Annotated in this window: 10 protein-coding genes; 7 read left to right on the top strand and 3 right to left on the bottom strand. The window is 63.0% G+C overall.

The features are described 5' to 3' along the window. Nucleotides 1-160 precede the first annotated feature (160 nt). Entirely contained in the window at nucleotides 161-1,318 is a 1,158-nt protein-coding gene (locus BTHE68_RS03680) for a porin (protein WP_061179480.1), read from the top strand. A 306-nt stretch (nucleotides 1,319-1,624) separates the two neighbouring features. Next, nucleotides 1,625-2,761, top strand: coding sequence for a porin (locus BTHE68_RS03675; RefSeq protein WP_162066769.1), 1,137 nt, complete (start codon nucleotides 1,625-1,627; stop codon nucleotides 2,759-2,761). A gap of 151 nt (nucleotides 2,762-2,912) precedes the next feature. On the opposite strand, the gene BTHE68_RS03670 is transcribed toward BTHE68_RS03675, so the two are convergent. The 3 genes from BTHE68_RS03670 to zwf form a co-directional block, all read right to left on the bottom strand. Then, nucleotides 2,913-4,823: a bifunctional transcriptional regulator/glucokinase gene (locus tag BTHE68_RS03670; RefSeq protein ID WP_162065184.1), complete on the bottom strand. Its 1,911-nt coding sequence runs from the start codon at nucleotides 4,821-4,823 to the stop codon at nucleotides 2,913-2,915. Beyond that, nucleotides 4,804-5,514 (bottom strand): 6-phosphogluconolactonase, encoded by a 711-nt coding sequence (gene pgl / locus BTHE68_RS03665; protein ID WP_162065183.1) that lies wholly within the window; start codon nucleotides 5,512-5,514, stop codon nucleotides 4,804-4,806. Before pgl ends, BTHE68_RS03670 begins: the two co-directional genes overlap by 20 nt. A 128-nt stretch (nucleotides 5,515-5,642) precedes the next feature. Beyond that, the gene (gene zwf, locus BTHE68_RS03660) at nucleotides 5,643-7,103 is read right to left on the bottom strand and encodes a glucose-6-phosphate dehydrogenase (protein ID WP_162065182.1); all 1,461 of its coding nucleotides are present in this window, start codon (nucleotides 7,101-7,103) and stop codon (nucleotides 5,643-5,645) included. 585 nt (nucleotides 7,104-7,688) lie between these two features. Between zwf and BTHE68_RS03655 the strand changes: the two genes are divergently transcribed. The 5 genes from BTHE68_RS03655 (at nucleotide 7,689) to BTHE68_RS36795 (ending at nucleotide 12,525) form a co-directional block, all read left to right on the top strand. Next, the gene (locus BTHE68_RS03655) at nucleotides 7,689-8,942 is read left to right on the top strand and encodes an ABC transporter substrate-binding protein (RefSeq protein ID WP_162065181.1); all 1,254 of its coding nucleotides are present in this window, start codon (nucleotides 7,689-7,691) and stop codon (nucleotides 8,940-8,942) included. Nucleotides 8,943-9,098: 156 nt separating this feature from the next. After that, complete coding sequence (locus BTHE68_RS03650) at nucleotides 9,099-10,037, top strand: carbohydrate ABC transporter permease (protein ID WP_061179448.1); 939 nt, start codon at nucleotides 9,099-9,101, stop codon at nucleotides 10,035-10,037. Further along, nucleotides 10,027-10,884 (top strand): carbohydrate ABC transporter permease, encoded by an 858-nt coding sequence (locus BTHE68_RS03645; protein WP_061179447.1) that lies wholly within the window; start codon nucleotides 10,027-10,029, stop codon nucleotides 10,882-10,884. Before BTHE68_RS03650 ends, BTHE68_RS03645 begins: the two co-directional genes overlap by 11 nt. A gap of 35 nt (nucleotides 10,885-10,919) precedes the next feature. After that, nucleotides 10,920-12,038 carry an ABC transporter ATP-binding protein gene (locus BTHE68_RS03640; protein ID WP_162065180.1) on the top strand — a complete coding sequence of 373 codons (1,119 nt, stop codon included), beginning with the start codon at nucleotides 10,920-10,922 and terminating at the stop codon, nucleotides 12,036-12,038. 226 nt (nucleotides 12,039-12,264) lie between these two features. After that, entirely contained in the window at nucleotides 12,265-12,525 is a 261-nt protein-coding gene (locus tag BTHE68_RS36795; RefSeq protein WP_232077923.1) for a hypothetical protein, read from the top strand. Nucleotides 12,526-12,549 lie beyond the last annotated feature (24 nt).

Below are 12,549 nucleotides of genomic sequence, written 5' to 3'. Positions count from 1 at the left end.
CGACGGATCGGCGTCGGGTTCGCGCCCACGACGCGCGAATTGCCACACAGCACTGCAGCCCGCGCGTCCTTCCTCTGAAAACAATTTTCGGTTGGGTGCGCCCGCATCGAACCACACGGCAGCACTTGGGTTCTATTTCTTGACAGGGTTGGAGGAGATGATGAAAAAAGCTTTGCTCGCGTCGGCAGCACTGCTGACGTTCAGCGCAGTGGCACACGCTCAGAGCAGCGTGACGCTGTATGGCCGCCTGGACGCGGGGCTCGAGTACATGAACGGTGTGCCGACAGGCGTGGGTGCCAACGGCGCGGCCACCGGCAGCTCACACCGCTTCAAGGCGGAAAGCGGCGACTGGGGCACGAGCCTGTGGGGCATGAAGGGCGTCGAAGACCTGGGCGGCGGCTATCGCGCCGTGTTCCAGTTGGAAGGCAGCTTCAACACCATGACGGGTCAGGGCCCGGGCGGCGGCGGTCTCTTCAATCGCTGGGCGACGGTCGGTGTCGCGAACAACCAGTTCGGTACCCTGTTGCTGGGTCGTGAACTCTTCATCTCCAACGGCGTGTGGGACTTCGATCCGTTCGGTCAGTCGAACTGGTCGTCGGCTTCGCTGGTGCGTGGCCGCAACTGGCCGCAATCGAGCAACAACATTTCGTACCAGTCGCCGAAGTTCGCGGGCCTCGACTTCTACGGTCAGTACTCGCTCTCCAACGCGACCAACTGGAACGGTAACGGCACGACTCCGCAAGGCCGTAATGCGGGCGCGTATATCACCTATACGACCCCGCTCTTCCAGATCCGCGGTATGTACGATGAAATCCGCAATCCGGCCAACGGCACGCTCGGCGGCGTATACGACCCGATCAATGCGGCCAACTCCGGCGCGGTCAACGGTGCGTATGGCTTCTCGCGTGAGTACACAGCGATGTTCAACGTGTTCCTCGGCCAGTTCAAGATCCAGGGCGCGTATCAGGCGATTCGCACCGCTGGCATGACGGGCCAGTTGCCCGGTCAGCCGACGACGCTCGATCACGAGTGGGGCGGCGTGACGTGGCAAGCGACGCCGGCGGCCGCGCTGATCGCGGCGGTCTACCACGTGAACGGCAACAACGGCGCGGGTAACGCTACCATCTACACGGCCGGCGGTTCGTACAACCTGTCCAAGCGCACCCTGCTGGATCTGCAGGTCGCGACGGTGCAGAACAGCAAGGGCGCAAACTACGGCCTGAACGCCAACAACTACGGTACGTCGGCTGCGACCGACAACCCGATCATCGGCCACAGCCAGACGGGCGTGTACGCAGGTATCCAGCACTCGTTCTGATCGGCGAGGCTGACCAAAGAGTCTTTTAGAAGGTTTTCACGCTGCTGCGAGAGGCGCGTATCGGTGCGGTGCCCGAAAGGGTATCGCACCGTTTTTTATTTGAGCACGCGATTCGCCTAGCACTCCCGAAGAATTTGTCAAGTCGAACAACAAAAACTACAAATCGGCGGCGCTCGAAAAGATAGTTCTCCTCCAAAATTCGAAATCGGGTCGAACCGGATGCGCAACACAATGCGATTGCCCGGTCGATTCGAACACATCACAGAAATTTCGAGTTTCACCTTATTTTGGGGTTTGGAGGAGATGATGAAGAAGGCTTTGCTCGCGGCAGCGGCGCTATTGACATTCAGCGCGGTCGCGCAAGCACAGAGCAGCGTGACGCTCTATGGTCGTCTGGACGCGGGGCTCGAATACATGAACGGCGTGCCCACCGGCGTGGGTGCGAACGGCGCGGCCACCGGCACCTCGCATCGGTTCAGGGCGGAGAGCGGCGACTGGGGCACGAGCCTGTGGGGCCTGAAAGGCGCGGAAGATCTGGGTGGCGGCAATCGCGCCGTGTTCCAGCTGGAAGGCAGCTTCAACACCATGACCGGTCAGGGCCCGGGCGGCGGCGGTCTCTTCAATCGCTGGGCGACGGTCGGTATCTCGAACAACCAGTTCGGTACGGTACTGCTGGGCCGCGAGCTCTTCATTTCGAACGGCGTATGGGACTTCGATCCGTTCGGCCAGTCGAACTGGTCGTCGGCATCGCTGGTGCGTGGCCGCAACTGGCCGCAATCGAGCAACAACATTTCGTACCAGTCGCCGAAGTTCGCGGGCTTCGACTTCTACGGCCAGTACGCGCTCTCGAACGCGACCAACTGGAACGGCAACGGCACCACGGCCCAAGGCCGCGAGGCCGGCGCACAGATCACCTACACGGCGCCGCTCTTCCAGATTCGCGGCATCTACGACGAAATTCGCAATCCGGCCAACGGTACGCTCGGCGGCACGTACCGCGACGGCGGCAATGGCGCTTACGCCTACTCGCGCGAATACACGGCGATGCTCAACGTGTTCCTCGGCCAGTTCAAGCTGCAAGGCGGCTATCAGGCGATCCGCAGCGCCGGCATGTCGGGCCAGTTGCCCGGCCAGCCGACCACGCTCGATCACGAATGGGGCGGCGTGACATGGCAGGCGACGCCGGCGGCAGCGCTGATCGGCGCGGTCTATCACGTGAACGGCAACAACGGCGCGGGTAACGCGACCATCTACACGGTCGGCGGTTCGTACAATCTGTCGAAGCGCACGCTGTTCGACATCCAGGTCGCGACGGTGCAGAACAGCAAGATCGCGAACTACGGTCTGAACGCCAACAATTTCGGCACGGCGGCATCGACGGACAACCCCCTCGCAGGCCACAGCCAGACGGGCGTGTACGCGGGCATTCAGCACTCGTTCTAAGAACACAGCAAAGAAGGTTTTCACGCCGCTGCGAGAGGCGCGTGCCGGTGCGATACCCAGCGTGGTATCGCACCGTTTTTTTCGAGCGTCGATGAAAAAGGCCGCCGATGCGTGAGCACCGGCGGCCTTTTGCGTCGATGTCGGAACGCGTCTAGTCCCGCGCCATGCCCGACGCGCCGTGGCTCAGCCAGTCGAGCACGGCGGCCGCGTCCTCGCCGCCCGATTGACGCGCCTTCGCGACCGTCTCGCTGATCTTCGCGCCCGGCTTAGGCGCTGCACGGCGGATCGCCACGCCGACGGCGAGAATATCGATGATCACGAGATGCAGGATGCGCGAGATCATCGAGAGCTGCGATTCGCGTATCTCGATGTGATCCGTCTCCAGCGCGACCGTCGCGCGCTTGGCAAGCGGCGTATTGCTCGACGTGATCGCGATGACCGTCGCGCCCTGCTGCATCGCCACTTCGAGCACGCGCAGCAGTTCCGGCGCCCGGCCCGACTTCGACACGGCCACGATCACGTCGCCCTTGCCGAGCAGCGCCGCCGACGCCGCCTGCATGTACAGATCGCCGTAAGCGATGGTCGGGATGCCGAAGCGGAAGAACTTGTAATGCGCGTCCTGCGCGACGATGTTCGAATTTCCCAGCCCGTAGAACTCGATGCGCCGCGCGCCGTTCAGGATATCGATCGCGCGCTCGACGTTCTCGAAGTTCAGATGCTCGCGCAACTGAAGGATCGCGGACACCGTGTTGTCGAGCACTTTCGCGCCGAAATCGGTGGCGGTATCGCCGAGATGCACCTGGCTGTGGCTCACCGGAATCGTGCCCGTGAGGCCCGTCGCGAGCTTCAGCTTGAAGTCCGACAGACCCTGGCAGCCGAGCGAGCGGCAAAAGCGGATCACAGTCGGCTGGCTCACGTCGGCCTTGCGCGCGATGTCGATGATCGGATCGTTGATGATCGAGCGCGGATGATTGAGCGCGAGATCGGCGACGCGCCGCTCGGCGGGCGTCAGGGCGTCGCGCATTTGCCGGATGCGCTCGAACACCGCCGACGAGCCCCTGTTCGCGCGGTTCGACAGTTGCTCCGAGAGAATCGCGGAGACGCCGAGAAACGCCGGATATTCCGCCGTGATGATGTAAGTGGGAATGCCCGACAGATACTGCTGAAAGCGCCCTTTCGCCTCGAAACGCTCGCGAAACGGCGACTTGTGGAACAGTTCACCGAGTTTCAGCACGATGCCGCCGCCGATATAGATACCGCCCAGCGCGCCCAGCGTCACCGCGATATTCCCGGAGAACGTGCCGAGAATCGCGCAGAAGCAGTTCACCACTTCGAGCGCGAGCGCTTCGCCCGCGAGCGCGCGGTTCGTGACGTCGGCGGCGTTGAAGGTATCGGCGACCGTGACGTTGTCGCGCTCCGCGAGCGCGCGGTAGATCAATTCGAGCCCTTGCCCCGCGCATACGCGTTCGAACGACACATGCGGAAACTTGCGGCGCGCATAGCGCATCACGATGTCTTCGCGTTCGTCGAACGGCGAGAACGTGGCATGGCCGCCTTCGCTGCCGAGCGCGATCCAGCGGTCATCGGCCGGAATCAGACCCGACACGCCCAGCCCCGTGCCCGGACCGAGCAGGCCGATCACACTGTTCTGCCGGCGCGAGCCGCCGCCGACCTGCTCGCGCTGCGCGTCGGTGAGACCGGGCAGCGCCATCGCGAGCGCGGTGAAGTCGTTCACGACGAGCAGCGTGTCGAAGCCGAGCGCGCGGCGCGTCGCCTCGATCGAAAAGCTCCAGTCGTGATTGGTCATCTTCACGTGATCGCCGTCGACGGGATTCGCGATCGCGATCGCCGCATGATTCACGCGGCCGACCTTCGTGTCCTTCAGATACTGCTGCATCACCTCCGCGATGCCGGGGTAATCGGCTCCCGGATACACGCGGATCTGCCCGATCTCGCCGGGCGCGGTCTCCAGCGCGAAGCGCGCGTTGGTGCCGCCGATGTCGGCCAGAAGCCGCGGTCCGTCGGCGTGCTGCGTCGCTGTCTTATGCACACCAGTAGACATCGAGCTTCACTCCTTCAGCGTGGGCCAGCGTCGAGATGGCGTTCTTTTGCGGCGCGGCGAGCGCCGCGTTCAGTACGTCGAGTTTCTTCTGCCCGGCGATGAAGAGATATACCTGCCCGATCTGCTTCAATGCCGACATCGACAGGCTCACGCGCGCGTGCGGCGCCACGCCCGGATGCACGGCGATGAAACGCTCCGGCGTCGAGATCGCGACATCCCATTCGGGCGCGTCGGCGAAGATCGAGGCCGTGTGGCCGTCCTCGCCCATGCCGAGCACGGCGACATCCGGCAGGCGGCGGCGCGCGTCGGCATTCAGTTCGGCGATGTGCGTCTCCAGCGGCTTGCCCGTATCCACGAGCGGCAGGAAGTACGCCGCCGCGCCCGCGTTCTGCAGCAGCGTGTCGCGCACGAGCTGTGCGTTGCTCGCCGGATCGGTCTCGGGCACCCAGCGGTCGTCGACGAGCGTCACGTCGATGTGCGCCCAGTCGAGCGGCGCATGCGAGAGCGTCTGCAAGAATGGCTTGGGGCTCGTGCCGCCCGATACCGCGAGCGTGGCGTGAGCGGCCTGTCCATTGGCGTCGGCAGATGCCGCGCCCCTTGCCGCGAGGGACGCCTTCAGCGCGTCGCCCACGGCCTGCGCCAGCGCGTCCGAATGGGCGCGCGGATCGTCGAAAGTGCGAAGCTCGATCACTGCTCCTCCTGCTTGTTCTGGTTTATCGATCCGCTTTCTGTTCGCGCCATCGCAACGATGGACGAAGCGGTGTCCGGTATCGCCGCGCCCGCCGCGCGCCCCGTTCGGGCGGCGTCGGCGTCACGCCGTCAATTCTCTTCTTCGAGCCAGCACGTGCCCGCCTGCGCGAGCATCGCGCTCGACGCCGCCGGTCCCCACGTGCCCGCCGCGTAAGGCTTCGGCCGCGTCGTCGACGACGCCCACGCGTTCAGGATCGGCTCGACCCAGCGCCACGCCGCTTCCTGCTCGTCGCGCCGCACGAAGAGCGCGAGGCGCCCGTGAATCACGTCGAGCAGAAGGCGCTGATACGCCTCCATCTGTCCTTCCTTGAAGAACTGATCGAACGCGAGATCCAGATGCACGCTCGCGAGATTCATGCCCTCGCCGGGCTGCTTCGCCAGGCAATACAGGCGAATCGTCTCGTTGGGCTGCAGCCGGATCACGAGCCGGTTCGCGCCCGCGCGCAACGGCATCGAGCCGAGCGAGGAATGCGGCACCGCGCGAAAGTTCACGACGATCTCCGCGACGCGATCGGCCAGCCGCTTGCCGGTGCGCAGGAAGAACGGCACGCCCGCCCAGCGCCAGTTCTCGATTTCCACCTTCAGCGCGACGAAGGTTTCCGTCGTGCTGTCAGGGCGCACGCCTTTCTCGGTTGCATACGCCGGCACCGCCGTGCCGCGCACCACACCCGCATGATATTGCCCGCGCACCGCGAGCCGGCTGATGTCGCGCTCGTCGACCGGCTTGAGCGCGCGCAGCACGCGCAGCTTCTCGTCGCGTACGGAGTCGGAGTGCATCGAGTGCGGCGGCTCCATCGTCACGATGGAAAGCAGTTGCAGCAAATGGTTCTGCACCATATCGCGCAGCGCGCCCGTATTGTCGTAGAAGTCGCCGCGCGCTTCCACGCCCAATTCCTCCGCGATCGTGATCTGGATGCTTTCGACCCATTCGCGGCGCCACAGCGGCTCGAACAGCGCGTTGCCGAAACGCAGCGCGAGCAGGTTCTGCACCGGCTCCTTGCCGAGATAGTGATCGATCCGGTAGATCTGCTCTTCCTGGAAGATTTCGCCGACCGCATCGTTGATCGCATTCGACGATTCGAGATCGTAGCCGAGCGGCTTCTCCAGCACGATGCGCGCGTTCTGATTCAGCCCGACATCGGCGAGCGCGCGGCAGATCGGCACGAACAGCGACGGGCCCGTCGCGAGATAGAACACGCGCGTGCCGCCGAATTGCGCGAGCGCGTCGCGCAACAGCGCGAAGTCTTCCGCGCGGCCGAGGTCGAGCCCGACGTACTGAAAACGCTCGACGAAGCTGCGCCACGCGGCTTCGTCGAGGCCGCTCTTCGATACATGCGGCTTCACGTGATCCTCGACCCACGCGCGATAGTCGCCCTGCTCCATGGTCTCGCGCGCGACCGAGACGATCCTGCCCGCCGGATTGAGCGAGCCCGCGCGATGTGCTTCGAAGAGCGCGGGAAGAATCTTGCGCATCGAGAGATCGCCGGTGCCGCCGAAGAGTACGAAGGTGAAGTTCGAGTCGCTTTGCATGTGTCTGAACGTGGGTTCGAGAGCCGGATGTGAGTCGATTCGGGGCGGGTCGCCCAATGAGACCACGACTGCGCGTAGTCCGATAAAATTTTTTTTGACACTGAATTGTAGTTTAACTACAATCCAAATCAAGAGGAAATGTCACCTACGAAAAATCATCACTGTCAATCAGATCAGTCTGGGCAGCGAATTTTTTTCGGGTAGACGTTCTGAGCGCATGTTAACGGAGCCTGCGGCACATCGCTCTCCACGGAAGGCGTGCCCTGCCGGTTCATGCACTCGGGCCTCGCGCCTCGCCGTCGAGCGCGCCCTTCGTGGCAAGGCTCGAACGGTCCGGCAAAAATCAAAAGAGGAGACAACTGTTGCGATTCAATCCACTCATCTCTTGAGCGCCGTGCGGCCGTTCATCGGTCTGCCGGCCTGGCGCGCCGCGTTCGTCGTGACGCGCGCTGCCGCTTCCCCGCCGACACCGCCGATCTCCGGCCATCCAGTTTTGCCGTTTTTTTGACCATCGCTTCTTACTCGTGCTTCTGGCCGCATCGGGAGCCAATCGTTTCTTGTTCAGGTGTCTGGAGGAGATAAACAATGAAAGTCCGTAAGCTCATGGGCGCGCTGTGCGCCGCAGGTCTTCTGTGTGGCGCGACGGCGTCGGCGGTTCAGGCTGCCGAGGCTGTTTCCGTGTTGCACTGGTGGACGTCCGGCGGCGAATCCAAGGCAGTCGGCGTGCTCAAGGACGACATGACGAAGCAGGGTTACACCTGGAAGGACTTCGCTGTCGCGGGCGGTGCGGGCGCGGCCGCGATGACCGCGCTGAAAACGCAGGTGATCTCGGGCAACGCGCCGTCGGCGGCGCAGATCAAGGGCCCGCTGATCCAGGAATGGGCCGAGCAAGGCGTGCTCGTGCCGATCGATTCCGTCGCGGGCGACTGGAAGAAGAACCTGCCGCCTGAAATCGACAAGATCATCCACGCCGACGGCCATTACGTCGCCGCGCCCTTCTCGGTGCACCGCGTGAACTGGCTGTACATCAACAAGGCAGCGCTCGACAAGGCAGGCGGCAAGGTACCGACCAACTGGAACGAGTTCTTCCAGGTCGCCGACAAGATGAAGGCCGCGGGCATCATGCCGATCGCGATGGGCGGCCAGCCGTGGCAGGACCTGACGCTGTGGGAAGACGTGGTGCTCTCCCAGGGCGCGGACTTCTACAAGAAGGCGATCGTCGACCTCGACCAGAAGACTCTGACCTCGGACAAGATGGTTCAGGTGTTCGATACGGTCCGCAAGATCCAGGGCTATTTCGACAGCGGCCGCACGGGCCGTGACTGGAACCTCGCGACCGCGATGGTCATCAACGGCAAGGCCGGCATGCAGTTCATGGGCGACTGGGCGAAGGGCGAATTCGCCGGCGCGAACAAGAAGGCGGGCACGGACTATATCTGCGCGCCGGTGCCGGGCACGGAAAAGGCCTACACCTTCAACGTCGACTCGTTCGTGTTCTTCCAGCAGAAGGGCCAGAAGGCCGCGACGCCGGGCCAGCTCGCGCTCGCCAAGACCATCATGACGCCGGAATTTCAGGAGCAGTTCAGCCTGAACAAGGGCTCGATCCCGGTCCGTCTCGGCGTGTCGATGGATAAGTTCGACGACTGCGCGAAGAAGTCCTACGCTGATGAACAGACGGCGATCAAATCGGGCGGCTATGTTCCGTCGCTCGCGCACGGCATGGCTCAGGGCGATGCAGTCGCCGGCGCGATGACCGACGTCGTGACGAAGTTCATGAATTCGTCGCAGGATTCGAAGAGCGCGGTTGCCGCGCTCGCGAACGCCGCCAAGACGAAGTAAGGCTTCCGCCCGGCGTATGCGGCAAGCATGCGCCGGGCGGTTTGCAGGACCCAAGCAACGTCGCACTATTCAAGCGCCGCAGCCATCCGCTGCATGCGCGCCAATCCGTGCCACCCAGCGCACGACAGCGCCGGCGCATCTTCCAGGAGTCGAGTCGTGACTGCCTCCATCAGTGCGGACAAGAAACCGCAAAACCCGCCCCGTCGCGTTTCACCGACGGCGGCGCTCGCCGATCGCCTGATTCCGAAGCTGGTGCTCGCTCCCAGCGTCGTGATCGCGCTCGTTTTCGTGTACGGCTTCATCGGCATTACGGGTTATCTGTCGCTCTCGGAATCGCGGCTGATGCCGCGCTACGATTTCGCGGGCTTCGACCGCTATCGACAACTCTTTGCCAACGATGTCTGGTGGACGTCCGCCGCCAATCTCGGCTGGTTCGGCATTCCGTTCATCGGCATCTGCGTGTTTCTCGGCCTGTTCCTTGCGATCCTGCTCGACCAGAAGATCCGCAACGAAGGCGCGTTGCGCGCGATCTTCCTCTACCCGATGGCGCTCTCGTTCATCGTGACGGGCACCGCGTGGCAGTGGATTCTGAACCCGGGCCTGGGTCTCGAGAAAGTGTTCCACGACTGGGGCTGGACGAGCTTTTCGTTCAACTGGCTGGGAGACCCCGACAAGGCGATTTTCTGCGTCGTGATCGCGGCGGTATGGCAATCGACGGGCTTCGTGATGGCGCTCTTCCTCGCCGGACTGCGCGGCGTCGACAGCGAAATCTTCAAGGCGGCGCAGATGGACGGCGCGGGATTGCCGACCATCTACCGCAAGATCGTGATTCCGAGCATGCGCCCGGTGTTCTTCTCCGTGCTGCTGATTCTCTGCCACATCACGATCAAGACCTTCGATCTGGTCGTCGCGTTGACGGCGGGCGGTCCGGGCACGTCGTCCTCGCTGCCGGCGATCTTCATGTACACGTTCTCGTTCAACCGTGGCCAGCTCGGCGTGGGCGCTGCATCGTCGATGATGATGCTTGCCACCGTCGTCGCCGTGCTCGTGCCGCTCATGTATCTGGAATCGAGGAGCACCCGCAATGGAAACTAAGATGACCCTGAGCCGCGCCGTCATCTACGCGGTGCTGATCCTGTTCGCGCTCTACTTCCTGTTCCCGATCTACGTGATGCTGTCGACCTCCTTCAAGGATCTCGACCAGCTTCGCACGGGCAACCTGCTCACGCCGCCCACGCACTTCACGTTCGCGCCGTGGGTCAAGGCGTGGCAGGAAGCGTGTACCGGCGTGCGCTGCGACGGCATGCAGCCGTTCTTCATGAACTCGGTACGCATGGTGATTCCAGCGGTGCTGATCTCGTCGTTCGTCGGCGCGTTCAATGGCTACGTGCTCACGCACTGGCGCTTTCGCGGCGCGGACGGGCTTTTCACGATGCTGCTCGTCGGCTGCTTCATCCCCTTCCAGGCGATCCTTCTGCCGATGGCGCGCCTGCAGGGTTTTCTCGGCCTCTCGAACACGACGACCGGCCTCGTGCTCGTCCACGTGATCTACGGCATCGCGTTCACGACGATGTTCTTCCGCAACTTCTACGTGAGCATTCCGGCCGAGCTGGTGAAGGCGGCACGCATCGACGGCGCGGGCTTCTTCACGATCTTCACGAAGATCCTGCTGCCCGTCTCGCTGCCGATCTTCATGGTGTGCCTGATCTGGCAATTCACGCAGATCTGGAACGACTTCCTGTTCGGTATCGTGTTTTCGGGCGTGGATTCCATGCCGATCACGGTTGCGCTGAACAACCTCGTGAACACGTCGACGGGCGTGAAGGAATACAACGTCGACATGGCCGGCGCGATCATCGCCGCATTGCCGACGATTCTCGTCTACATGATCGCGGGACGTTATTTCGTGCGCGGGCTGACGGCCGGCGCGGTGAAGGGTTAATCGGGCGTTTCCCGACAGAGATATAGAGGATTCACATGGCAAGCCTTTCCATCCGTGACGTGTACAAGACCTACCCGAACGGGGTGCCGGTTCTCAAGGGCGTCAACATCGACATCGAGGACGGTCAGTTCCTGATCCTCGTCGGCGGCTCGGGCTGCGGCAAATCGACCTTGCTCAACATGATCGCGGGTCTCGAAACCGTGACGCAGGGCGACATCATGATCGACGGCAAGACGGTCAACAACCTCTCGCCGAAGGACCGCGACATCGCGATGGTGTTCCAGTCCTACGCGCTCTACCCTTCGATGAGCGTGCGCGAGAACATCTCGTTCGGCCTCAATATCCGCAAGGTGCCGAAGGACGAGCAGAAGAAGATCGTCGATCGCGTGTCGGAGACGCTGCAGATCGGCCATCTGCTCGATCGCAAGCCGGGGCAGCTGTCGGGCGGTCAGCGTCAGCGCGTCGCGATGGGCCGCGCGCTCGCGCGCGATCCGGTGATGTTCCTGTTCGACGAGCCGCTCTCCAACCTCGATGCGAAGCTGCGTATCGAGATGCGCTCGGAAATCAAGCTGCTGCATCAGCGTCTGGGCACGACGATCGTCTACGTGACGCACGACCAGATCGAAGCGATGACGCTCGGCGACCGCATCGCGGTGATGAAGGACGGCATCGTGCAGCAGTTCGGCGCGCCGCAGGACATCTACGATTCGCCTTCCAATCTGTTCGTCGCGGGCTTCATCGGCGCGCCGCCGATGAACTTCATCGCCGGCAAGCTGGTGGAGGCGGGCTCGGGCGTCGGTTTGCAGCTCGATACGGGCATCGCGCAGAAGGTGCTGAATCTGCCGTTCGATGCGGGCCGGTTGCGCGGCAAGGTCGGGCAGGACGTGATTCTCGGGTTGCGCCCCGAGCGCATCACCGACTCGCGCAGCGCGCACGATGTGTCGGATACGAGCCTGCAACCGGTCGATGTGCGCGTCGACGTGATCGAACCGACGGGTCCGGACACGCTGGTGTTCGCGCAGGTGAACGGCAAGCGCATCGTGTCGCGCGTGCACCCGGCGTCGAATCCGCAGCCGATGTCGAACATGACGCTGCTGTTCGATGTGTCGAAGGCGGTGTTGTTCGATCCGCAGACGGAGGAGCGGCTGGCTTGAGTGGGCTGTTCGAGTGACTTCAGACGCCACGGTCAGCCGTGGCGTTTTTCATTGTGCAGCCAGTTTTCCATGCATATTTCGGATTACTTGCTATCGCAGCATGTGGCGATCTCTCGATAAGATTGAACGCGGAGCGTGCGATGGTGCGCCCGCGTCATGAATTGCGTAAATGCCGCTCAGGTTGTCACTTGACAACCTGAGCGGCCGTAAATACACTGAACCGTCAATGAAGCGACCGCATCCGAAGAAAGAAATCGAAGCTGCGCTGTTGTACGCCGAGAAGAACGGCTGGGCAGTCGAGCCCAAAAAGGGAAATGGGCACGCGTGGGGAAGGATGTATTGCCCGTATAACGATGCGGAATGTCGCTGCGGGGAATTCTGCATCACGAGCATCTGGAGCACCCCTCGCAACGCAGAGAATCACGCGAATGATCTGAGACGGGTTGTCGACAACTGTACGACGCGCAGAAAAGAAACTGCCCGATGAGGCGCAGATGCGCAACAGCAGGAA

The organism is Burkholderia sp. THE68 (assembly GCF_009938265.1).
Lineage (GTDB): Bacteria > Pseudomonadota > Gammaproteobacteria > Burkholderiales > Burkholderiaceae > Caballeronia.
The sequence above is the reverse complement of the archived record's forward strand: the minus strand, read 5'-3'. Positions and strand labels throughout refer to the sequence as shown.